This is a genomic window from Acidobacteriota bacterium, from assembly GCA_016184105.1.
Taxonomy (GTDB): domain Bacteria; phylum Acidobacteriota; class Vicinamibacteria; order Vicinamibacterales; family 2-12-FULL-66-21; genus JACPDI01.
In genome coordinates, this window is record JACPDI010000025.1 from 1 (window position 1) to 23,938 (window position 23,938).

At 68.1% G+C, this 23,938-nt stretch carries 17 protein-coding genes and 1 pseudogene; 17 read left to right on the plus strand and 1 reads right to left on the minus strand.

The annotated features are described in order from the left end of the window. Positions 1 to 342 precede the first annotated feature (342 nt). Entirely contained in the window at positions 343 to 6,627 is a 6,285-nt protein-coding gene (locus HYU53_09460; protein ID MBI2221422.1) for a protein kinase, read from the plus strand. Between the two features lie 485 nt (positions 6,628 to 7,112). On the opposite strand, the gene HYU53_09465 is transcribed toward HYU53_09460, so the two are convergent. After that, positions 7,113 to 8,696: a sigma 54-interacting transcriptional regulator gene (locus HYU53_09465; protein ID MBI2221423.1), complete on the minus strand. Its 1,584-nt coding sequence runs from the start codon at positions 8,694 to 8,696 to the stop codon at positions 7,113 to 7,115. A 235-nt stretch (positions 8,697 to 8,931) separates the two neighbouring features. Between HYU53_09465 and HYU53_09470 the strand changes: the two genes are divergently transcribed. The 16 genes and pseudogenes from HYU53_09470 to moeB all read left to right on the plus strand — a co-directional run bounded on the left by HYU53_09470 (position 8,932) and on the right by moeB (position 23,933). After that, the gene (locus HYU53_09470; protein MBI2221424.1) at positions 8,932 to 9,309 is read left to right on the plus strand and encodes a DsrE family protein; all 378 of its coding nucleotides are present in this window, start codon (positions 8,932 to 8,934) and stop codon (positions 9,307 to 9,309) included. A gap of 70 nt (positions 9,310 to 9,379) precedes the next feature. Further along, entirely contained in the window at positions 9,380 to 10,300 is a 921-nt protein-coding gene (locus HYU53_09475) for a pyridoxamine 5'-phosphate oxidase family protein (protein MBI2221425.1), read from the plus strand. Positions 10,301 to 10,554: 254 nt separating this feature from the next. Next, positions 10,555 to 10,761, plus strand: coding sequence for a type II toxin-antitoxin system HicA family toxin (locus HYU53_09480; GenBank protein ID MBI2221426.1), 207 nt, complete (start codon positions 10,555 to 10,557; stop codon positions 10,759 to 10,761). Beyond that, on the plus strand, positions 10,743 to 11,153 hold the full coding sequence (locus tag HYU53_09485; protein ID MBI2221427.1) for a type II toxin-antitoxin system HicB family antitoxin: 411 nt from the start codon (positions 10,743 to 10,745) through the stop codon (positions 11,151 to 11,153). Before HYU53_09480 ends, HYU53_09485 begins: the two co-directional genes overlap by 19 nt. Positions 11,154 to 11,482: 329 nt before the next feature. Then, positions 11,483 to 12,064, plus strand: a complete 582-nt coding sequence (locus HYU53_09490) for a TetR/AcrR family transcriptional regulator (protein ID MBI2221428.1) — start codon at positions 11,483 to 11,485, stop codon at positions 12,062 to 12,064. A gap of 31 nt (positions 12,065 to 12,095) precedes the next feature. Continuing rightward, positions 12,096 to 12,872 carry a redoxin domain-containing protein gene (locus HYU53_09495; protein MBI2221429.1) on the plus strand — a complete coding sequence of 259 codons (777 nt, stop codon included), beginning with the start codon at positions 12,096 to 12,098 and terminating at the stop codon, positions 12,870 to 12,872. 80 nt (positions 12,873 to 12,952) lie between these two features. Next, positions 12,953 to 13,528: a carboxymuconolactone decarboxylase family protein gene (locus tag HYU53_09500; protein ID MBI2221430.1), complete on the plus strand. Its 576-nt coding sequence runs from the start codon at positions 12,953 to 12,955 to the stop codon at positions 13,526 to 13,528. A gap of 289 nt (positions 13,529 to 13,817) precedes the next feature. Continuing rightward, positions 13,818 to 14,693, plus strand: coding sequence for a sulfite exporter TauE/SafE family protein (locus HYU53_09505; protein ID MBI2221431.1), 876 nt, complete (start codon positions 13,818 to 13,820; stop codon positions 14,691 to 14,693). After that, entirely contained in the window at positions 14,690 to 15,601 is a 912-nt protein-coding gene (cysD, locus tag HYU53_09510) for a sulfate adenylyltransferase subunit CysD (GenBank protein MBI2221432.1), read from the plus strand. Before HYU53_09505 ends, cysD begins: the two co-directional genes overlap by 4 nt. Beyond that, entirely contained in the window at positions 15,601 to 16,902 is a 1,302-nt protein-coding gene (locus HYU53_09515) for a GTP-binding protein (GenBank protein ID MBI2221433.1), read from the plus strand. The genes cysD and HYU53_09515 overlap by 1 nt, the downstream gene beginning before the upstream one ends. Further along, complete coding sequence (locus HYU53_09520) at positions 16,899 to 17,573, plus strand: phosphoadenylyl-sulfate reductase (GenBank protein MBI2221434.1); 675 nt, start codon at positions 16,899 to 16,901, stop codon at positions 17,571 to 17,573. The genes HYU53_09515 and HYU53_09520 overlap by 4 nt, the downstream gene beginning before the upstream one ends. After that, a pseudogene (gene cobA, locus HYU53_09525) lies at positions 17,566 to 19,001 on the plus strand (uroporphyrinogen-III C-methyltransferase). Before HYU53_09520 ends, cobA begins: the two are co-directional and overlap by 8 nt. Beyond that, entirely contained in the window at positions 19,002 to 20,849 is a 1,848-nt protein-coding gene (locus HYU53_09530) for a nitrite/sulfite reductase (GenBank protein MBI2221435.1), read from the plus strand. Positions 20,850 to 21,152: 303 nt separating this feature from the next. Further along, positions 21,153 to 22,082, plus strand: a complete 930-nt coding sequence (locus tag HYU53_09535; protein MBI2221436.1) for a cysteine synthase family protein — start codon at positions 21,153 to 21,155, stop codon at positions 22,080 to 22,082. Beyond that, positions 22,079 to 22,471 carry a M67 family metallopeptidase gene (locus tag HYU53_09540; protein MBI2221437.1) on the plus strand — a complete coding sequence of 131 codons (393 nt, stop codon included), beginning with the start codon at positions 22,079 to 22,081 and terminating at the stop codon, positions 22,469 to 22,471. The genes HYU53_09535 and HYU53_09540 overlap by 4 nt, the downstream gene beginning before the upstream one ends. A gap of 1 nt (position 22,472) precedes the next feature. Further along, positions 22,473 to 23,933, plus strand: a complete 1,461-nt coding sequence (moeB, locus tag HYU53_09545; protein ID MBI2221438.1) for a molybdopterin-synthase adenylyltransferase MoeB — start codon at positions 22,473 to 22,475, stop codon at positions 23,931 to 23,933. Positions 23,934 to 23,938 lie beyond the last annotated feature (5 nt).

The following is a 23,938-nucleotide window of genomic DNA, read 5'->3' on the forward strand; positions in this document are numbered from 1 at the left end:
CACTTGAAAGACATCCTTTGCCAAGTCCACCGCCACCGTCGTAGCATCCATGTCGGCCTCCTCTTCGTTCAGCTTGTTGAACCCAAGCCTTCATCACGGCACATGATGCCGCGAATGAACGGGGAGGAGTCCATACCATCACTGCAGCCGGCGCGCTCCACGCGAAACCAGATCGCGGCGGCGTTCACGCGCGGCTCGCGGGGTCCGGCGTGGCTTCTGGAACACCGCGTTCTTCTCCCGCACGGATTCGTGGGTGGCGCCATTGCGCGCGGAACCCGCCTTCAACGAGCTGACGACCCGGGCGAGAGAACGGATGCGGGCATTTGACATGGAAATACGGGCATGACCATCGGTCCCGGTACGAGGCTTGGCGCCTACGAGATCCTGAGCCTGCTTGGCGCCGGCGGCATGGGCGAGGTCTACAAAGCGCGCGACACGCGCCTCGACCGCCTCGTTGCCGTCAAGCTCGTGACGGGAGGCAGTGCCGAAGCCGACGAGCGCCTGCGACACGAGGCGCGCGCCGCTGCGGCGCTGAACCATCCGCACATCTGCACGATTCACGAAATCGCTGATGCCGAGAACCGCCTGTTCATCGTGATGGAGCACGTGCAGGGCCGGCTGCTCTCGGAGCTGGCAGTCGAGGGTCTGCCGCTGTCGAGCGCGCTCCGCTACGGCGCCCAGATTGCGGATGCGCTGTCGCACGCGCACGAGCGGGGCGTCGTGCACCGCGATCTGAAGAGCACGAACCTGATGGTCACCGCCGACGGCCGCGTCAAAGTGCTCGACTTCGGCATCGCGCACCGTCTTCACGTTCCGGGAGATGCGATGACCGAGCTCGTCACCACGACTCCGGAAACGGCCGCCGGCACGGTGCCGTACATGGCGCCCGAGGTGCTGCGCGGCGGAACGGCCGATCACCGTAGTGACATCTGGGCTCTTGGAGTGGTACTGCACGAGTTGGCGGCTGGGAGTCGGCCCTTTCGAGGCGCGGCGACGTTCGAGATCGCCTCCTCGATTCTGCGTGACGATCCCGAGCCTCTGCCTGCCGCGCTGCCGGCGGCATACCGTGCGATCGTGAAGCGCTGTCTCGCAAAGGAGCCGGCGTTCCGATATCAAAGCGCGGGCGAGGTGCGGGCCGCACTCGAGCTGGTGGCGGCCGACGCACCAGCGGCAACAAACGCCCCGATTCTGGTTTCTCCCCCGGTCGCGGACATGTGCGAGGGCACACCCGAGAAGTCGGTCCTCGTCCTGCCATTCGCCAATCTCAGCCACGATGTCGAGGACGCGTACTTCGCCGATGGCCTGACCGACGAACTGATCACGGATCTTTCGGTCGTTCCGGACCTCCGTGTCGTTCCGGCCGCCGCCTCGTTTCGACCGAAGACCGCTAACAGGCCTCTCGCCGACATCGCTCGCGAATTCAACGTCGTGTACGTTGTCGAGGGCCGTGTTCGGAAGGCGGGTGAGACGGTCCGCATCACGGCACAGCTCGTGGACGTCTCGCGAGGCCGGACGCTCTGGGCCGACAAGTTTGCGGGGGATCTCACGGACGTGTTCGCGCTCCAAGAGCGGGTCTCGCAGGCGATTGCGGGCGCGCTGCAGCTTCGACTGCGGCCGCCTCAAAGGGCGCCGAAGCCCGAAGCCGCCGATGCCTACCTGAGGGGCCGGCACTACGCGCGACAGGCCACCACGGCCGGTCTGCGCAGCGCGCTCGAGTGGTTCGAACTGGCAACGAACAGGGACCCGGAGTACGGAGCGGCGTTTGCCGCCGCCGCCGAGATGTACGTGAAGCTCACCATGGCATGGGACGCACGGCCGGCGCGCGATGCCATGGCCCGGGCGCTGGCCGCCGCCGAGCGGGCGCTGCAACTGGCGCCGACCTTGTCGGAAGCGCACCTCGCCCGCGCCCTGGTCGCGACCTTCTTCGAGTGGGACATCGCCCGCGCGGAATCGGCCTTCCGTGAGGCGCTGCGGCTGAACCCCAACTCCGCTGTGGCCCACAACCACTACGGCGCGGCGATGATGTGGCTCGATACCCGCTGCGCCGAGGCGCTCGATCACGCGTCGCGCGCCATCGCCCTTGATCCGACGGATCCCTGGTTCCAGGTCGAGCTGGTATGGGTGCACATATGGAGCCGCGCATTCGATCGCGCGGTCGATCACGCCCGTCAAGTGGTCGAGTTCCACCCCTTCTACGGCTATGCCCATTTCGCGTTGGGCTGCGCCCTGGCAATGCGGTTTTCCCCGGAGGCGATCGCCAGCCTGCAGCGCTCGATCGAGCTCGACGGCCGGGCGGCCCACCACGTGGCGCTGCTCGGGTTCTGCCACGCGCTTGCCGGCGCGCGAGGGGAAGCGCTTTCCTGCCTGAGGGAACTCGAGACGCTGGAACAAGGTGGCAGCAACATCGCGGCCTGGAAGCTGTATCTGTATGCCGGCCTCGGCGATGCCGAAGGGGCGTTGCGGTCGCTCGAGACGGCAATCACACAGCGCATCAGCGCCACCGTATTCATGGTGAGCAGTCCATGCCTGGATTTTGTCCGGCGCGATCCGCGCTTCGTCGCGCTCGTGCACCGAATGGGGCTCGGCCATCTTGCCGATCGCACATGGGCGGTCGAATGGCGGCCGGCCGCCGCAAATCCAGCGGGATCGGCAATCCGGTCTCTCGCCGTGCTCCCGCTCGTCAATTTGTCACGGGACAGCGGCGAAGACTATTTCGCCGACGGCATGACCGAGGCGCTCATCGCGAACCTCGCGCGAATCGGCGCGCTGCGCGTCATCTCGCGGACGTCGATCATGCAGTACAAGGATGCCCGCAAGCCGCTGCCGCAGATCGCGCGGGAGCTGAACGTCGATGCCATCGTTGAAGGCTCGGCGCTGCGGGCCGACGGCCGCATCCGCATCACCGCCCAGTTGATCCACGCGGCCAGCGACACGCACCTGTGGGCCGGGAGCTACGAGCGCGACCTGCGCGACGTCCTCGCCCTCCAGAGCGACGTGGCACGAGCCATTGCGCAGGAGATCCGCATCCAGGTGACGCCGCAGGAGCAGGCGCGTCTTGCCGCCGTTCGCCAGGTCGATCCGGACGTCTACGCGCTGTACCTTCAGGGCCGCTACTACTGGAACCGCGCGGGGGAAGCCCGCTTCCGCCACAGCATCGAGTATTTCGAGCAGGCGATTGCACGCGATCCGAACTACGCGCCTGCACACGCGGGCGTCGCCGACTACTACAACGTCCTTGCCTGGTTCGGCTGGGCGCGCCCGCACGACGTCGTGCCGAAAGCGAAGGCCGCGGCACGGCGTGCGCTCGACCTCGACGACACTCTCGTCGAAGCACATGCGGCACTCGGCTATACGGCCATCTATTACGACTGGGACTGGGATGGGGCGGAGCGGGAGCTGAAACGGGCCATCGATCTCAATCCCGGATATGCGATGGCGCATCAGTACCAGGCCTGGTATTTCGGCATGCATGGACGAATGGCGGAATCGATTGCCGCAAGCGAGCGCGCACGCACGCTCGATCCGCTCTCTGTTCTGCTGAACGTCGCCGTCGGGCAGCAATACTTCCTCGCACGCGATTACGATCGCGCCCTCGCGCAGTTTCAGCACGCGCTCGAAATGGACCCGAACGCCGCGGTCGCGCGCTGGTCGCTCGCGTGGGTGTACCTCCAGCAGCGGCGATTCGACGACGCGATCCGCGAACTGGAGAAGGTCCTGAACCTCACGGGTGAAGAGTTCCTGCCTTGGCTGGGGTATGCCTACGCGCTCGCTCGCGTCGAGGAGAAGGCGCGCGGGGTGCTCGAGACGTTGCTGTCGAAGGCGGCTCGCACCTACGTCCCGCCCGACGACATCGGGCGAATCTACGTGGCGCTCGGCGACGCCGACATGGCGTTCGAGTGGCTCGATCGAGCGGTTCACGAACGCAGCGGCTGGGTACCGTGGCTGGCAATCGACCCCAGCATGGATCCCTTGCGGACCGACGCGCGCTTCGCGGCGCTCCTGCGGCGCGTCGGTCTGAAAGAAAGTGAATCGAGGTCGCCGATCCAGTCCCTCCTCGCTCCAGTCCGCGCGCAGCCGACGGTCGGCCGTGCGGCCGACCGCGCAGCCTTGCAGGCCGCCTTCGACGTGGTCGCGAGCGGCCTCGGCCTCCTCGTCGGCATCGCCGGCGAGCCCGGTCTCGGCAAGACGACGCTCGTGGAGGACTTCCTGACGGACCTCCGCCGCGAGGGGCGCGCCTGCACCGTGGCCCGCGGACGATGCTCCGAGCGGCTGGCCGGGACCGAGGCCTATCTTCCCGTGCTGGAGGCGTTGGACAGCCTGGCTCGCTCCGATGGGCAGCACGCGGCCCTGCTCCGCACCGTCGCGCCCACCTGGCACGCGCAGGTCGCGCCGCTGAAACCGGAAGATTTTTCGGGCAACTATCCGATCGCCGACGTGAAGAGCGCCTCGCAGGAGCGCCTCAAGCGCGAGTTCGTGGCCTTTCTCCGCGAGGCTGGCCGGCTCCAGCCGCTCGTTCTGTTCCTCGACGACGTGCACTGGGCTGACGCGTCCACCGTGGACGCGCTCTCGTACCTCGCCGCCCACTTCGACACAACGCGCGCGTTCGTGATCGTCACCTATCGTCCCGCGGATCTCGCGCTCGCGAAGCACCCGTTCGCCGCGCTGAAGCTGGAGCTGCAGGCCAAGGGAACCGGGCGCGATCTGCCCGTGAGCTTTCTCACGCGGGACGATGTGGCCGGCTACCTGGATCTCCTGTTTCCGGACCACTGCTTTCAGGCGTCGTTCGCATCGCTCGTCCACGACAAGACCGAAGGCAATCCGCTGTTCATGACGGACCTCCTGCGCTATCTGCGCGACCGCGGCGTCATCGCGCGCATCGACGGGCGCTGGGCGCTCACCGCGGAGCTCCCCGGCATCGAACGCGAGGTGCCAGCCACGGTCCTGGCAATGATCCAGCGGACGGTCGATCGCCTCGATGACAAGGACCGTCGGCTCTTGACGGCTGCCAGCGTGCAGGGCACGGACTTTCAAGCGGCCGTGATCGCTCGGGCGCTCGGCGCCGACGCCGCCGATATCGAGGAACAGCTGGAGTCGATCGCGCGGGTCCATGCGCTGGTGCGGCTGGTGCGCGACGAAGAACTGCCGGATCGCAGTGTGACGCGCCGATACCGGTTCGTGCACACGCTGTACCAAAACGTCCTCTATGGGTCGCTCGCGCCCGCGCGGCTGACGGCGCTGAGTCGTGCCGTCGCCAACGGGTTGATCGCGTTTCATGGAGTCGACACTCCCGCGTTGGCCTCCGAGCTCGCATGTCTTTTCGAGGCGGGACGCGATTTCGATCGCGCGGCGCGGTACTTCCACGTCGCGGCCCGGCAGGCCGGCGGGCTGTCGGCAAATCAGGAGGTTGTCGCGCTCGCAGGCCGCGGTCTCGCGGCACTCACAGCGCTCCCGGAGGGCGCCGAACGGTGTGAGCGCGAGCTCCAGCTGCTCCTGACGCAGGGCACGGCGCAAACCGCCCTGCACGGCTGGTCGGCGTCCGACGTCGAAGAGACGTTCCGCCGCGCGGAGAAGCGATCCGCTGACGTCGGCGAAACACCGGCGCTCTTCCATGCCGTCTGGGGCGTGTTCGCCTACCACTATGTCGCCGGTCATTTTCAGGCCGCGCTCGACACGGCGAGACAGCTCGTGCATCTGGCGGTCCGGCTCGACAGCCCGGTCTGCCAACTCCACGCACACTGGGCGACAGGGGCGACCTCCCACAGCATGGGGGACTTCTCCACCGCCGTACAGGCGTTGGAACGCAGTCTGCGGTTCGAGGTCGGCCACGACCGGCGCGAGGTTGCAGTCGAGTACGGTCAGGATCCCGTCTGCGGGGTGAAGGCCTATCTTGAAACCGCACTGACGCTGCTCGGTTTTCCAGAGCGGGCGATGTCGCTCGGTCGCGAGGCTGTCGAGGCCGCGCGCGCATTGAACCATCCGTTTTCCCTGGCATACACCCAGATGCTCTCGGCGCACGCGCACCTGCTGCGTGACGACATGGAGGGCGCGCTCTCGCTCGCCCGGGAAGCCAAGGCGAGCGCCGACCGGCACGACTTCGGGGTGTTCCAGCGGTTTGTTCCAGCGGTGACGGCGATCGCCGAGTACAACCTCGGCAACCGCGCGGCACTCCTGGAACTCGACGCCCGCGTGGCAGAAATGACGGTCGCCGGAGTCGCCTTGCACAGAACGGGCTATCGGGCCTGGCTGGCGGAGGCGTACGCGACCGAGGGACACCTCGATCGCGCTCTCGAACACACTGAACGCGCGAGTCAGGAGGCCGAAGAACATCGCGAAGGTCTGTACCTGTCGCAGATCGTGCGAATCAAAGGGGACATTCTCCGGCGCCTGTCCGACACGGCAGGTGCCGAAGCGTGCTACCGGGACGCCATAGGAATTGCACAACGCCAGCGGGCGAAGCTATTCGAGCTGCGGGCAGCCATCGGTCTTGCCGATCTCCTGAAAGACGTGGGGCGGGGAATAGAGGCGCGCGCGCTGGTGGGCGGCATCTATGTCTGGTTCACAGAAGGATTCGAGACGGTCGACCTGCGCCGAGCGCGCGCGCTGCTGGACGATCTCGGGCGACGCTGACGCTACGACTTCTTGGCGCGAGCCGCACGACCGCGCGACCGGATCCGCTCGGCGAGCTGCCGGCCCGACATCTTCTCGTAAACACGTGCCTCGCCTCAGGCCAACGGATCAAAGCCCGCCTGCACGTCGGCACGAAGCTGCTCCCGCGCCTGGTCGCGCTCCGCCGGGAGCTGTAGTGCCTCGCGAACACACGTCGCCGGCTGTTTCGTACTGCCCGCTGCGACCTGTCCCACAGGTACAGCTCCTCGAGATCGGCCTCGGCGTTCCTGGCGACTACCGGGACCGGCGCCTGCGTGCGCGTATCGGCTTCGAGTGACCGGAGATCATCACATGCCTCGCGTCATCGTCTGCGATGTCAACGAAACGCTGTTGGACGTAGAGGCGCTCGGGCCTGATTTCAAGGAGGTGTTCGGGGACGCTCGCGTCTTGCGGGACCGGTTTGCCACAGTCCTGCTTTATTCCGAGGTCGCGACGTTGGCCGGGCCCTACAAAAAGTTCGGGGCCATTGCCCGGGTTCGTTTCAGTCCGAGCGCCGCGATGCGCGACGCCAGCGTCGTCGGGCGGAGCCCTAACAACTCGGCCGCCCCGCCGGGGCCAGACACCCTCCCGTTGGCCTGCTCCAGCGCGCGGGAAATGCTCTCGCGCTCCAGCCGCTTCAGCTCGGCTCTTGTCAGCAGTGGCGATGCCGGCGACGTGTCGGCAGTCGAGGGCGTCGCGTTCCGCCGCGCCACCGGCTCGAGCGGGAATTGGAGCGGGCCTCCCTGCCAGACGATCACCGCGCGCTCCACGAGATTCTGCAATTCGCGGACGTTGCCGGGCCAGTCGTGCGCGGCAAGCGAGGTCAGCTCCGGTTGCCTGACGCGTGGCACCGGCCGGTTCAATCGCCGTGCGCTCTGCGCCACGAAGTGCTGCACGAGCCGCGGAATGTCCTCACGACGCTCACGAAGCGGAGGAATCTCGACGGGGAACACGCTCAGACGATAGAAGAGATCCTGCCGGAACCGGCCCGCCTCGACTTCCCGCTTGAGGTCGCGATTGGTCGCCGCAATCACGCGGACATCGACTTTACGGGTCCTGGTATCGCCCACGCGTTCGAACTCGCGCTCCTGCAGCACGCGAAGCAGCTTCGTCTGCATCGCCAGGGGCACCTCGCCGATCTCGTCGAGGAACAGCGTTCCGCGATCGGCCAGCTCGAAGCGGCCGGGACGATCGGTCAACGCGCCGGTGAAGGCCCCCTTGACGTGCCCGAAGAACTCGCTTTCGAACAGCGTGTCCGGCACCGCGCCGCAGTTCACCTTGATGAGCGCCCGGCCCTTTCGGGTGCTGGCCTCATGGATGGCGCGCGCGACGAGCTCCTTCCCGGTCCCGCTTTCGCCGGTGATGAGCACCGACGCGTCAGTCGGGGCGACCAGTTGCACTTGCCGGAGGACTTTCTGGAGGGCCGGGCTCTCGCCGACGAAGTCGCCCATGCCGAGGGCGGCCGTGACCTCCTCTCGGAGGTAGAGGTTCTCCTCCTCGAGCTTCGCGCGAAGCACGTCGATCTCTTCGAGCGCGCGCGCGTTCGCGATGCTCACCGCGGCGTAATCGGCGAACATGCGCAGCCACTCGAGAGCATGATCGTCGAGCTCGCCGCGATCGAACATGGCGAGCACGCCGAGGATGTCGCCCTGAAAGACGAGCGGCTGGGCCGCCGCCGTCCGAATGCCCTCGCGTTTCAGCCAGCCCGGGTCGGCCGCCCATTCTTCGTCGCCGCGGAGCCCGGTCAGCAGGAGCGGCTCGCCCGATTCGGCAACTCGACCGATCTTCCGCTCGCCGATCGCGAACCGATGGAAGGCACCATCCAGGCGGCTGTAGTCCGCCCCCGGATCGCGCGAGCCCCCCGCGCTCGCCACGAGGTGCAGCGAGCGGGACTGGTCGCGCGCTTCGGCGCGCCCGCGACACACGCTGCAGGCCTCGCCGGACGCGATGAGCCAGATTCGCGCCAGCACCACGTTCGAGCACTGCGCGATGCCGTCGGCCATCGTCCGCAGGACGTCGCTCAGCCCGCGCCGCTCGGCGGTGGCCACCATCACCCGCGGCAACTTCGCCGGATCCATCGTCCTTTATTTTACGGAAACTCGTTACGCAGCTCAACTAAATATCGTTATTCACGATTTATCGTTGATCGCAAATCTCAATTCTCTTGGCCTAACACCCCCAATGTCAACGAGTTAAGCGACTGGCTTGGTTCGGCACGCCTTCTGCCTTGGGACGTTGCACAACCCAGTCGGTAACCAACAACCTCAAGTCTCTTAGGAGTGTCCCATGTCGAAGACCGCAATCGTCATCTATTCCGATCCGAAGTCCGGCAGCGAAGAAGCGCTCGGCCGACTGTTCAATGGCATGTTCGTGGCCTACGAGCTGCTCGAAAAGAAGCAGGAAGTGGCTCTGATCTTCCAGGGCGCCGGCGTGCGCTGGGCGAGTGAGCTGGTGAAGCCCGCTCACCCGGCGCATGCGCTCTACAACGCGGTCAAGGACAGCGTGGTGGGTGTCTGTGGTGGCTGCGCCGACGTGTTCGGTGCGACGCAGGACGCCAGGAACGCCGGTGCGAAGCTGATTCACGAGAAGGCGATTCCGGGCACCTCCGGAATCATCGATCTGTCCAAGTACCTGGACGCAGGCTACCGCGTCCTGAACTTCTGACCAACCACGCAAGCCTGTGACACCGCGGGGCCCCGGTGGGCCCCGGCCCTTTCTACCTGGAGGGATCCTTGTGACCGAGCCCTATCATCGAGGCGAGATCGCCGTTCAAGAACTGGCTGGCGAACGAAGTCAGGCGATCCTCAATGGACGCGTGATCTCGAGTGCCATCCCCGCGCCTGCTCGACCCTTCGTGAGTCAGCAGTCCCACGTGGCGATCGGGTGGCTCGACCCGTCGGGCGATCCCTGGGCGTCCCTGGTAGTGGGTGAGCCCGGGTTTGCGTCCTGCGACGAAGGTGGGACGGCCGTGACGATTCGAACATCGGGCAGTGCCATGGACCTCGGGACGTTGCACGACGATATTCGCGCGACCGACGCGCTCGGCATGCTCTTCATCGACCTGGCCACGAGGCGTCGACTGAGGGTCAATGGCGTCGTCGAGCGCTCAACTGCTCGCGAGCTGCGGATCGCCGTCGAGCAGGCCTTTCCGAATTGCCCCAAGTACATCCAGAAGCGCGAACGCGTCGAGACGGCCACAGTCGTATCGTCGGCGACGACCTCGAGGGGACTGGGCGTGCCGGCTCACGTGCGAGCGTGGCTGTCTCGAACGGATACCGCATTCGTCGTGAGCGTTGGGCCAGAGGGGAGCGTCGATTGCTCGCACCGGGGGGGCCGACGTGGCTACATGCGAATGGACGGCGATGCCGTGCTCGTCCCTGACTACCCGGGGAACTCCATGTTCTGCAGCCTTGGAAACATGACGGTCGAGCCGCGCGCCGGATTGGTCCTCGTGGACTTCGACGCGCAGCAGCAGTTGCATCTCTGCGGTGACGCCAGTGTGGAGGTGTCGAGGAGCGATCGAACCGAACTCACTGGAGGATCGGGGCGCTGGTGGACGTTGAGGCCCCGCAAGTGGGCCGTCTCGCCATTGGCCGGAGCGACCCATTGGCGCCTGGTCGACGAGTCTCCGTTCAACCCGCAGTTCGAGCCATGAAGCTCGTCGTCATCGCCAAGCGCGCACTCGGGGCCAGCGCACCCTCGAGGCGTCGCCGGAGGGCACGCTGGTGACCCATGAGCGAACGACGCGCATCGCTGCCCCACACGGGCATCGCCTGTACGATCGAATCGTCCGACCCCATGTAATCGATCGCCTTGACGAATCCGTCGTCCAAGACCCGAAACGGCCGACCGATCTGCATCTGTCTATCTAGCTAGACACATCAGCCGGTCGTCGGGTATCCTGATCCCGTGACCGCGAAGGACCTTCTGCGCATCCTGAGGTCCTTCGGTTGCGTCGAGCGCCGGCAACGAGGCTCGCATCTACGCATCGAATGCGGCCAGTGTGTGACGACCGTACCGGTTCATGCGGGTGAAGACATCGGTCCCGGTCTGCTGCGCCGCATCGAGCGCGACCTGGAGCCGTGCCTCGGAAAGGGATGGTTGAAGAAGCCGTGAAGTCATATCGGGTGGCCTACGAGCGAGACGAGTCGGTCTGGTGGGTCGCCACCGTGCGCGGTATCCGCGGCTGCCACACGCAGGGTCGCACTGTCGACGAGGCTCGGCGCCGGATCCGGGAGGCGCTGGAACTGTTTGTCGACGATGCGCGTCGGGCCGCAATCGTTGACGACGTGAAGCTGCCGCGTGCCGCGACGAGGGCAATTCGCGCCTACGCGGCTCTTCGCAAGAAGGCCGACGAAGACGACCGGCGGGCCGCCCGCGCGGCTCGACGCGCCGTCCGAGTATTGCGAGCCGGCAAACTGAAGATGAGCGCACGCGATGCCGCTCGTCTCCTGGGGCTGTCGCATCAGCGCGTCCACCAGCTCACGCAAGAAGAGAGTGCCCGATAGCCATTGCCCGCGTCCCTGCAGATGGATCGAGAACGCGCCTCGCGCGCACGACTGCGAGCGCGTGCCGCCGCGCGAGCGCTTGACGCAACCGCCGCGGCAAGGCGACTGACCCCCCGCCCGAGCGCGATCGAACTGGGGCGACTGTCGGAGATCCACGGAGACCTCGCCCGGAGGAACTTTCGGTTCCTCGGCATGGACACGTGGGTGGCACCTCGCAGACGAGGTGCGCGACGCCGCCGGTGCCCACCGCGATGCGGCGGGATCGCGACGAGCAGATCGTTGACCGATCGTTCCAAACAATTCTATACTGCCGGATACGGAGCCTCATCATGCCCTGGCAGAAGCAGTTCGACGTCGACGAGGTCCTCGACAAGGCCATGCACGCTTTCTGGAGCCGTGGATACGAGGCGACGTCGATGCAGGATCTGGTCAGCCGCACCGGTGTCAATCGCGCGAGCCTCTATGCGACGTACCGCGACAAGCACGAGCTGTTTCTCGCGGCGTTGCGCATGTATGACGACCGGCTGCGGGACCGGCGGCTCTCGGACCTGGAGGCCCGCCACGCCCCGCGCGAGGCGATCCGGCAACTGCTGCTGGCTTTCGCGTTGCCCGTCTCGCAGAAGGGGGGCAACCGGGGCTGTTTCCTGACAAACACGGCGCTGGAGCTGGCGGCGCACGATCGGGAGGCGGGAAGAATCGTGGCCCGTGCCCAGAAGGAGATCGAGGCCTTCTTCGCGCGGATGATCAGGAACGGGAAGGTGACCGGCGAGATTCCCCCGCACGTCAAGCCCGGGGAAACGGCGAGCGGCCTGCTGGCGTCGCTCATCGGTCTGGCCGTCCTGACGCGCAGTCGGCCCGAGCGGCGGTTGCTCCAGACGATCGTCGATGAGGCGATGCGACGCTTGACCTGAGGACAACGGTATGAGGACCAGACCCACAGACATGCCACCGCTCAACGCGTTCGACGGCCCGGGGGCCGCCGCCGCGGGGCTCGCCGCCGGCGAACGCTACCGCTTCGACCATCTGACGCTGCCGACGGTGATGAGGGACATGAGGTTCGCCCGTGCGGACCCGGCCCCCGGTGATCGCGTGCCCGACTTCGATCTGCCGACGGTCGGCGGCGGGCGTTTCCGCTCCAGCGACCTCGGCGGGAGGCCGGCGCTGCTGATCTTCGGATCCAGCACGTGTCCGGTGACCGACAACGCCGCGCCGGGGCTGCACGAGCTGCACCGCCGCTTTGGGGACCGCGTGCGCGTCGTGATGGTCAGCGTTCGCGAGGCGCACCCGGGGCAGGCGCTTCCACAACCCAGGACGATGGAGGCGAAGCTGGCGCGGGCGGCGAAGCTGCGCGACATCTACGGATTCGCGTTCGACGTGGCGGTGGACGACATCGACGGGTCGCTGCACCGCGCCATGAGCCCGAAGCCGAACTCGGCGTACCTGCTCGGAGCCGATGGGACGATTCTGTTTCGCGCCCAGTGGGCCAACGACACGCCGGCCCTGGCCGCGGCCCTCGAGGCGGTTGCCGCCGGCCGGCCGCTGCGCCCGTCGGAGAGCGGCGGGATCGTGAAGCCGATCCTCAGGATGCTGCGCAACGTCGCCCCCGTCCTCGACCGGGCCGGCCGCGGCGCCTGGGCGGACATGTGGCTCGCCGCGGCCCCCCTCGCGATGATCGCCTTCGCGCTCAAGGTGCTCGGCGTCGGTCCGCTCCGGGCGTGACCTTTTTTTTGACCTGGTTTGGAACGACCGTTCCGAACCAGCGTGGATGAACGGACGACAACCCGTTGCAGGAGACACACATGACGAGCGAATACAAGCTGACGCTGCCGCCACAAACCCTCGACAACGCCGACGCGAAGGCCAGGGCCGTTCTGGAGCGGGCCAGGGCCCAGGTGGGCTTCATTCCGAACATGTACGCGGGGATGGCCAACTCCCCTGGGCTGCTCCAGACGTATCTGGATGGCTACGACCGGTTCCGAAAGGACTCCGGCCTCACGTCCGCCGAGCAGGAGGTGGTGTTCCTGACCATCAGCCGGAGCAACGGCTGCGACTACTGCATGGCCGCTCACAGCATGATCGCCGACCGGATGTCGAAGGTCCCGCCGCCGGTGACCGCCGCGATTCGGGAGCGGCAGTCGATCCCGGACCCGAAACTGGCGGCGCTCAGCCGCTTCACCGACGTCCTGCTCGAGACACGGGGGCTGCCTTCGACAGGCGAAGTCCAGGCGTTTCTCGGAGCCGGATTCGCCGAGCGCCACGTGCTCGAAATCATCCTGGCCATCGCCGTGAAGACCCTGAGCAACTACTCGAATCACCTGCTTCACACGCCGATCGACGAGGTGTTCGCCGACTGGGAGTGGAAACAGCCGGCGTGAACGCCGGCCGAGCCGGCCCCGCGCGAGCGAAGGCCGCGCCCGATCGCGACGCAGTGCGTCATAGCGCCGATGGTGCCTTGACGCGGCGCGTCGCGGCGCATACCTTACAAACGTGATGTCTCCCACCGCCGTCCGGTCGTGCGCGTGTTGTCCTCGCGCCCCTCGTGCCGCGGTGGAGGCCTTGCTGTATTGACATCATGAACCGGTAACCCCGGACAGCGCGCAAAGCAGACCGAAGCCCGGCAGGCCGAAAGGCCTCCCGGGCTTTTTTGTTTTTCACAGGACACAGATGCCGGACCACGCCGGAGCGCTGCTCGCCATCACGCTCGTCGCCGCCATCGTCAACGGCGCGCTGGGCTACGGGTTCTCCACGATTGCCGTACCGCTGGCGCTGCTCTTCTTCACCAACCGCGTGCTCAATCCCGCGCTGGTGCTCGTCGAGGTGGCGATGAACGCGTGGCTGGTCGTGATGAATCGGGACGCGCTGCCGGCGGTGCGCAAACGGGTGCTTCCGCTCGTCGCAGGCGCGACGCCGGGCATCCTGGCCGGAACACTGATCGTGGCGCGCCTGAACCCGGCGTGGCTGAAGCTCGCGACGTTCGTGACCCTGCTGCCGCTGATCCTCGCGCAGGCCGCCGGCATCCGGCGGCCGTTCCGGTCCGAGCGTGCCGTCGGGTTCGGCCTCGGCGGGGGAGTCGGCGTGCTCTACGCCGTCACCACTGTCTCGGGGCCGCCCCTCGCGCTGTTGCTGAACAACCAGGGGCTGACGAAGCACGAGTTTCGCGCCGCGCTCGGCCTCATCCGCCTGGCGCTCTCGGCGACGGCGCTGCTCGCCTATGCGTCCACGGGCCTGTTTACCGCCGGCAGCGCGCGGCTGCTCCCGGCGATGCTGCCCGCGCTCGCCATCGGCGTGCCGATCGGCGGCTGGATCGTGCGCCGCGTCAACCCGGAGACGTTCAGGCGGATTTGCATGAGCTTCGACGCGTGGATCGTGGCGTTCGCGATCTCCATGCTGGCCCGCGCGCTGCGCCTGCTCGATCCCGGCGCCGCCTACGGCATCTTCGCGGCGGTCGTCGTCATTGACGCGGTGCTGCTGTACCGGTTCTTCTCGGGGGCGCGGAGCGGCTCTCCATCGTTCGCGCGCGTCGCGGCGGCGGAGGAATGACCGTGCACACGACCCTGGGCCATCTGCGCGCGCTGGAGGCGGAGAGCATCCACATTCTGCGCGAGACCGTCGCGGAGTTCGAGCGGCCGGTGATGCTCTATTCAATCGGCAAGGACTCTTCGGTCCTGCTGCGGCTCGCACAGAAGGCGTTCCATCCCGCGCCGATCCCGTTTCCGCTGCTTCACGTCGACACGACGTACAAGTTCCGCGAGATGATCGCGTTCCGCGACTGGTACGCCCGGGAGGTTGGTGCGCGGTTGCTCGTCCACACCAACGCCGGCGCGATCGCCGACGGCACCCAGCCGTACGCCGTCGGGACGCAACGCTGCTGCGCCCTGCTGAAGACGCGCGCGCTGCTGGACGCCCTGCGGGCGGGCGGCTTCGACGCGGCGATCGGCGGCGCGCGGCGCGATGAGGAACGGTCGCGCGCGAAGGAACGGATCTTCTCGGTCCGCGACGCGGACGGGCAGTGGGATCCCCGCCGCCAGCGCCCGGAGCTCTGGCGCCTCCTGAACGGGCGGCTCCGTCCCGGCGAGAGCATCCGCGTCTTCCCGCTTTCGAACTGGACGGAGCTCGACGTCTGGCACTACATCGACGCCGAGCGCATTCCCGTCGTCCCGCTCTATTTCGCCAGGGAGCGCGAGGTGATCGTCCGGGGCAGCGGCCTGATCCTCGCCGAGCAGCCGTTCGTGCCGCTGCGGCCGGGCGAGCGCGCCGAGCGCGTGCTGTGCCGCATGCGCTCGCTCGGCTGCTCGCCGTGCACCGGCGCAATCCGTTCGGCGGCCGACACCGTGCCGAGGATCATCGAAGAGCTGATTGCCACGCGCGTCTCGGAGCGGCAGCTGCGCATCATCGATCACGACCAGGACGGCTCGATGGAGCTCAAGAAACGCGAGGGTTACTTCTGATGAGCGACCTCCTCCGCCTCTGCACCGCCGGGAGCGTCGACGATGGGAAGAGCACGCTCGTCGGGCGCCTGCTCTACGAGTCGCGCGCCGTCTACGAAGACCAGATCCACGCCGTGTCCCGGGCCACGCGGCAGGGGGGCGCGGACGCGATCGACTTCTCGCTGTTCACCGACGGCCTGCGCGCCGAGCGAGAGCAGGGGATCACGATCGACGTCGCGTACCGGTACTTCGCGACGAGCCGCCGCAAGTTCATCCTGGCAGACACGCCCGGGCACGAGCAGTACACGCGCAACATGGCCACCGGCGCGTCGACGGCCGACCTGGCGATGCTGCTCGTGGACGTGCAGCAGGGCGTGCGCGAGCAGACGCGGCGGCACGCCCGGATCGCACGGCTGCTCGGGATCACGAGCTTCGTGCTGGCTGTGAACAAGATGGACCTGGTCGGGTTCGATCGCGACACGTTCGACGCCGTGTGCCGGGAGTTCGCCGATCTCGCCGGCGATGCCCTCGTCCGCGCCATCCCGCTGAGCGCACTGTGCGGCGACAACGTGATCGCCCGCAGCCAGCGAACCCCGTGGTACGACGGGCCGAGCCTTCTCGAGCACCTGGAGACGGCGGAGATCGCGGCCGATCGGCCGCAGGGCGGGTTCCGATTCCCCGTGCAGATCGTCCTGCGGTCCGACGGCGGCTTCCGCGGCTATGCCGGACAGGTGGTCTCCGGCTCGATCCGTCCTGGCGACGAGGTCACGGTGTGGCCGTCGGGCATCCGGACACGGGTCCGCCGAATCACGACGTGGGACGGGGATGCCGCAGTGGCCTTCGCCCCGATGTCGGTGGCGCTGGAGGTCGATGCCGACGTCGACATCGGTCGCGGCGACCTGCTGTCGACGGGCGCGGTGCACGTGTCGCGGCGGTTCACCGCCGAGGTCGTGTGGATGGACGAGCGGCCGCTCGATCCGCGCCGCCCGTACCTGCTGAAGCACACCTCGCGAACGGTCACGGCCGATGTCGAAGGGCGGCTGGAACTGAACGAGATCGGCAGCGTCACACTGACCACATCCCGACCGCTGGCGTTCGACCCTTATGCCCGGAACCGGGCGACCGGCAGTTTCGTACTCATCGATCCGGCCACAGGCTTCACGTCGGCCGCGGGCATGATCGTTCGCCCGGAGACAGAGCAGGTCGCCCCGACGTTCTCCACGGGAGCGGCGGGCCGGATCGCGCTGGCCGCTCGCGCGGCGCACTCCGACGGCGAGGCGATAGACGCCGTGCGCCGCGCCCTGGAGGAGATCCTCACATGACCAATCCGCAGCGGATCATCGCCGAACAACTGGCTGGCGCGACAGCGCCGTGCGTCACCTCGAGCTTCCAGGCCGATTGCGTCGTGCTGCTGCACATGCTTCTGGAGGTGCGGCCCGGCATCCCGGTGCTGTTCCTGGATACCGTGCACCACTTCGCGGAAACCTACGCCTATCGCGACACGCTCGCGCAGCGGTGGAACCTCAACCTCGTCAACCTCCGGTCCGCCGCTCCCGTGCCGGGACTGTGGCGGCAGAGCACGACCGAGTGCTGCGCGCGCCACAAGGTGGAGCCGCTCTTCGCGGCCCTCGCGTCGTACGACGTCTGGTTCACCGCCCTGCGCCGCGAGCAGTCGCCGAGCCGGTCGCGGCTTGCGGAGACGGAGCCGGTCGAACTGCCCGGCGGCAACATCCTGCGGAAGGTCAGCCCGCTGGCGGCGTGGACCATAACGGAGGTGCGCGCCTACGCGAGCGAGCACGCGATCCCGCTGCTGCCGCTCTACGCGCGTGGCTACACCAGCATCGGCTGCGAGCCGTGCACGTCGCTGCCTCTCGACCCCGGCAACCAGAGGTCGGGGCGCTGGGGAGGCGAGAAGCTGGAATGCGGCATTCATCTGCACGGGCGTCCCGGCCCGCCGCTCGAATCGCGAAGCGATGGAGAGGTCGATGCCTGAGCAGGTGCTGTTCCCCGTGTTTCTGAAACTCGGCGGCCGGCGCGTGCTGCTCGTCGGAGGAGGACCAGTGGCCGCGGGCAAGCTGCGCGGCCTCCTCGAAGCGGGGGCGCGCGTGCGCGTCGTCGCCCCGGACATCGCCGATGAGATCGCCCGCGCCGGTGTGGAGATCGCCCGCAGGCCGTTCGCGCCCGCAGACCTCGATGGCGTGCGCTTTGTCGTCGCGGCGGCGCCGCCCGATGTGAACCGGCTGGTTGCGCGCGCGGCCGACGCGCGCGGCATCTTCGTCAACGCGGTTGACGACGTGGAGAGCGCGAGCGCGTATGCGGGCGCGGTGTTGCGCCGCGCCGGCCTCACCGTGGCGATCTCGACAGACGGCGTCGCGCCCGCCCTCGCCGGGCTGGCGCGCGAGGCGCTCGACGCCTTGCTTCCCGACGACCTCGACGACTGGATGACGGCCGCGCGCACGGCACGACGGCAGTGGCTCGCCGATGGCGTTCCGATGGCGCTGCGGCGCCCCTTGCTGCTGCGGAAGCTGGTGGCGATCTACGACGCGCGCGCCGACGCCGCGACGGTGGAGGAGACGAGGTGACGACGAGGAGGGTGTCGGACGCGAGGCGCGGCTCGTCCGCAGGATCGGTGTCGCTCGTGGGCGCCGGGCCTGGTGACGCGGAGCTTCTCACGCGGCGCGCCGCCCGCCGGCTGGCAGATGCCGACCTCGTGCTCTACGACGCGCTCGTGGATCCCGACGTCCTCGCGCTGGCGCCCGCAGCGCGCCGCGTGTACGTCGGCAAGCGCGCTGGCCGGCCAAGCGTGAGCCAGGAGTTCATCAATCGACTGATGATCCGCGCGGCCCGCCGCGGGCAATCGGTCGTCCGGCTGAAGGGGGGAGACCCCTTCGTGTTCGGCCGCGGCGGCGAAGAGGGGCTCGCCCTGGCGGCGGCGGGTGTCCCCTTCGAGATAGTCCCGGGCGTCAGTTCGGCGATCGCGGCCGCGGGGTTGGCGGGCATCCCCGTGACGCACCGCGGGATCGCCTCGGGATTCCTCGTCGTGTCGGGTCATTCCGAGGACGCGTACGCACCCGTTCTGAGCACGCTCGCGCCCGGCTCCGCCACGGTGATCGTGATGATGGGCCTCCGGCAGATTCCGCGAATCGCGGCGCTGATGATCGATCGCGGCTGGAGCGCGGACACGCCCGCGGCGATTGTGCTCGGATCCTCGACCAACGCGTCGGAAACACGGACGGCGACGCTGACTCAACTCCGCCGGCCCGGCGAGACGCACCTCAGCACGCGCGTGCCAGGCGTGATCGTGATCGGCGACGTGGTCCGGCTTGCCGCACGGCTTTCGCCGCAGCGGAATGGCGACGGCCAGGACCGGGCGGCGCTTGAACCCGCGGCTGTTCGTTGGCTGGCAGGGATGGGGGGATGAATGGCGGCAATAGATGATCCGAAGACGCTGGGGCGCGCACGCCTCTCGTTCGCCGACGCGGCCGAGATCGATGAGTTCGTCCGTGTGCTGGAGCAGTTCGAACGCGGAGACATCTCTGCGGACGAGTGGCGCGCGTTCCGCCTGGTGCGCGGCACGTACGCCCAGCGGCAGAGCGACGACGCGCAGATGCTGCGCGTCAAGATCCCACAGGGCATCCTGAGCGCAGAGCAGCTCGACGCCCTGGCGGACGTCGCCGCGCGGTACTCGCGAGGCTTCGCGCACATTACCACCCGCCAGAACGTGCAGTTCCATTTCGTGCGGCTGCACGACCTGGAACCCGCGCTGCGGCGGCTCGCCGATGCTGGACTCACGACAAGGGAGGCGTGCGGCAATTCGGTGAGGAACATCACCGCCTGCCCGTACGCCGGCGTGGCTGCCGACGAAGTGTTCGACGTCACGCCGTACGCCGAGGCGCTGACGCGGCACCTGCTGCGCCACCCCCTGAGCGCGAGCCTTCCGCGCAAGTTCAAGATCGCCTTCGAGGGCTGCACGGACGATCACGTCGCGACCGCGATCAACGACATCGGACTGACGGCGCGGATCTGGGCGATCGACGGCCTTCCACGCCGGGGCTTTCGGGTGACCGTCGCCGGAGGAACCTCCACGCTCGCGACCGCCGGCAGGCTGCTGACCGATTTCCTGCCCGCCGGGGACCTCCTCAATCTGGCGGAGGCGATCATCCGCGTGTTCCATCGCCTGGGCGACTACAAGCACAAGCAGCGGAACCGCCTGAAGTTCCTCGTGCGCTCGCTCGGATGGGACGCGTTCCGAGCGGAGCTCCAGGAGGAGCTGGAGCGGTTCCGCGCCGGGGGCGGCGTGAGCCTGCCGTTCGATCCCGAGCGGCCGCCGATAGAAGAACCGCCGGCGGCCTCGGTGGCGATTCCGCCGCCGGCAGCCCAGATCGCTGCGCGCGTCGCAGCCGGCAAAGTGACCGGTCCCGGCGTTGTTCCGCGCGTGGAGCCGCCGGCGGCCGGCGGTCCGAGCGGGTTCCTGAGATGGCGCGAGACGAACGTCAGCTCGCAGAAGCAGCCGGCGTACGCCATCGCCACCATCACGACGCCGCTCGGGGACCTCACGGCGGATCAGATGCGCGTGCTCGGCGAGCTTGCCCTGGCGTTTGGCGACGGCACGGTCCGGACGACGTCGGACCAGAATCTCGTGCTGCGATGGATACCCACGCACCAGATCGCGCCGCTCTACGAAGCGCTCGCCGCGGCAGGCCTTGGCAGCGCCGGCGCCGGAACGCTTGCCGACGTCACGAGCTGCCCCGGGGCCGAGTCGTGCCGGCTGGCGGTCACGCAGTCCCGCGGTCTTGGACGGCTCCTCGCCGACGACTTGCACGATCGGCCGGCGCTCGTCTCCTCGGTGCCTGGTCTCAACATCAAGATCAGCGGCTGCCCGAACGGTTGCGGCCAGCACCACGTTGCCGGCATCGGTCTTCAGGGGAGCCTGCGCAAGGTCGGCGGCCGGCCGGCGCCGCACTACTTCGTGATGATCGGCGGCGGCGCGTCCAACGGCACGACGACGTTCGGCCGGCACGTGGCCACGATTCCAGCCAGGCGCAGCGCGGCGGCAATCGAGCGGCTGATCCGGCTGTATCGGGACCAGCGCGCGCCAGCCGAATCCCCGCTGGCGTTCTTCAGACGCGTGGAGTTGGACGTCGTCAAGGCAAGGCTGAGCGACCTCTCGGCGCTGTCGCCGGAGACCGCCCTGCCTGAAGACTTCATCGACCTGGGAGAAGACCAGGCGTTTGTCCCGTCCGTGCAGGAAGGCGAGTGCTCGGCGTAAATCCGCGCCGCGCTCCGCAGCCAGCTCGAGCGGGGCAGCACAGTGTCATACCAGCCGGTAGACGTTGACTCTTTGCGCCGGAGGAACGAAATTAGGGTGTTGAAGATGATCGAGTCCGGCGGAATCGCGTTCGTGGCAGCGACCTGTTGCGCCTGTTGTCTCGCGGCGGCCCTGAAGGGCTGTCGCGGCCGAGGTCTTGCTGCGGGAACATCCTGAATCACGCGATTCCGATCGAACGCACCAGACCAGAGCCCGGCAGGCCAGCAGCCTCCGGGCTCTTTAGTTTTCAGTCCACCGACACGAATGACTATCGCGCGAGCGGCGACGCCTGAATCGATTGCGGACCTGATCGGCCGGACGGCCCTCCTGCGGCTGCGGCAGTTCGAGAGCGGCACGCCGGGCGTCGAGCTGTACGCAAAGGCCGAGTTCCAGAACCCCGGAGGATCGGTAAAGGACCGCGCCGCGGCGGCCATCCTGCGGGAAGGAGAGCGTGCCGGACGCCTGCGGCCCGGCATGACGATTCTCGACGCCACCTCCGGCAACACGGGGATCGCGTACGCGATGATCGCGGCGGCGCGCGGCTACAACCTGCGGCTGTGCGTGCCCGCGAATGTGACACCCGAGCGGACGCGCACCCTTCGCGCCTACGGCGCCGACATCGTCCTGACGAGCGCGATGGAGGGCTCCGACGGCGCGATCCTCGAAGCCCGCAGGCTTTTCGCGCAGGAGCCCGGCCGCTATTTCTACGCCGATCAGTACAACAACGACGCGAACTGGCGCGCGCACTACGACACCACGGCGCCGGAGATTCTGGATCAGACCGGCGGACGCGTCACGCACTTCGTCGCCGGGCTCGGCACGAGCGGCACGTTCATCGGCGTGGGGCGCCGGCTGCGCGAGCACCGCCGCGACATCCGCCTGATCTCGGTGCAGCCCGACTCGCCGATGCACGGGATCGAAGGGCTGAAGCACATGGAGACCGCGATCCGTCCCGGCATCTACGACCCGTCGCTCGCCGACGAGGACATCCGCGTGTCGACCGAGCGGGCCTACGCGCTGACCCGGCGGCTCGCGCAGGAGGGGCTCCTCGTCGGCGTGTCGAGCGGCGCGGCCCTTGGCGCGAGCCTCGACCTCGCCGCGCGCATCCGCGAAGGGGTCATCGTGATGATCTTCCCGGACAGCGGAACGCGGTACCTGACCGAGCACTTCTGGGACGCACCGGAGGCGGGATGAGCGCGATCGCGGAAGACGCCGTCGCCGAAATCCGCCGCCACGCCCGGGAGGCGTACCCGCACGAATGCTGCGGGGCGCTCATCGCGGCCGATGGCGCGATCGTCGAGGCGTTCCCTTTGCCGAATACGACCGCCGGCGAGGCGCGCCGCAGGTTTCTCGTCGCACCGTCGGATTACCGGCTCGCCGAGGCGCGGGCGCAGGCGCGCAGGGGAACGCTCGCCGGCTTCTACCACTCGCACCCGGATCATCCGGCGCGCCCCTCGCAGCACGATCTGGAACAGGCCTGGCCCAACCTGACCTACGTCATCGTATCGGTCGGTGCTGGCGTGCCGGGCGAGTTGACGTCCTGGCGGCTCCGCGAAGACCGGTCCGCGTTCGAGGAGATTTGAGATGGCGCATCGGGTTCTGATTCCTACGCCGCTCCGGCCCTACACCGGCGATCGCGACGCGGTGGAGCTTGAAGGCGAGACCGTCGGCGAGCTGCTCGCCGCGCTGACCTCGCAATACTCGGCCTTGCGGCCGCACCTCTTTGCGGAGGACGGCCGCCTGCGCAGCTTCGTCAACGTGTACGTGAACGACGAAGACATCCGTCACCTGGCGCGCGATGCCACTCGCGTGAAGAACGGGGACGTCGTGAGCATCGTGCCGTCGGTCGCCGGGGGGGCTCCCGCCGCCGTGGCCCCGGCGCACGATCTCACGCCGGACGAAGTGCAGCGCTACAGCCGCCATCTGATCCTGCCCGAGGTTGGCGTGGAAGGGCAGCGGCGGCTCAAAGCGGCGCGCGTCCTCTGCGTCGGCGCTGGAGGGCTGGGATCGCCGGCCGCCCTCTACCTGGCGGCCGCCGGGGTCGGCACGCTCGGCATCGTCGATTTCGACGCGGTCGACGCGAGCAACCTCCAGCGCCAGATCCTCCACGGCACGAACGATGTCGGACGCTCGAAGCTCGAGTCGGCCCGCGATCGGCTCGGAGCGCTCAACCCCGGCGTGCGGATCGAGACGCACGAGCACGCGCTGTCGTCCGCCAATGCGCTGCGGATCCTCCGCGACTACGACGTCGTGCTCGACGGAACCGACAACTTCGCCACGCGCTATCTGGTCAACGATGCCTGCGTGATCCTCGGCAAGCCCAACGCGTACGGCAGCATCTTCCGCTTCGAAGGGCAGGCGTCGGTCTTCGGAGTCCCCGGCGGGCCGTGCTACCGCTGCCTCTATCCGGAGCCGCCGCCCCCCGGGCTCGTGCCGAGCTGCGCCGAAGGGGGAGTGCTCGGTGTGCTGCCGGGCGTCATCGGAACGATTCAGGCGACCGAAACCATCAAGCTCATTCTCGGCTCCGGGACGACGCTGGCGGGCCGGCTGCTCCTGTATGACGCCTGGACGATGCGGTTCCGGGAGTTGAAGCTGCGGAGGGATCCGGCGTGTCCTGTCTGCGGTGACCAGCCGACGATCAGGGAGTTGATTGACTACGAGCAGTTCTGCGGCGCCGCAGCGTCCGCGGTGGCCGCGCCGCCTGCGGCCCTCCCGCCCTCGCTCGAGTCGGACGTGCGCGAGCTGAAGGCCGCCATCGACGCCGGCCGGGCACCGTACATCCTGGACGTGCGCGAGCCGCAGGAATTCCAGATCTGCCGCATTCCCGGCTCGACGCTGATCCCGCTCGGCCAGCTTGGCGGGCGCGTGCCGGAGCTGCTCTCGGCCTCGGCCGGGCGGCCGATTGTCGTGCACTGCAAGTCGGGCGTCCGCAGCGCCAAGGCGGTACACCTGCTGCGCGAGCGCGGTGTCGAACAGGTCAGGAACCTCAAAGGGGGCATCCTCGCCTGGATCGACCAGATCGATCCGAGCCAGCCGAAGTACTAGCCGCC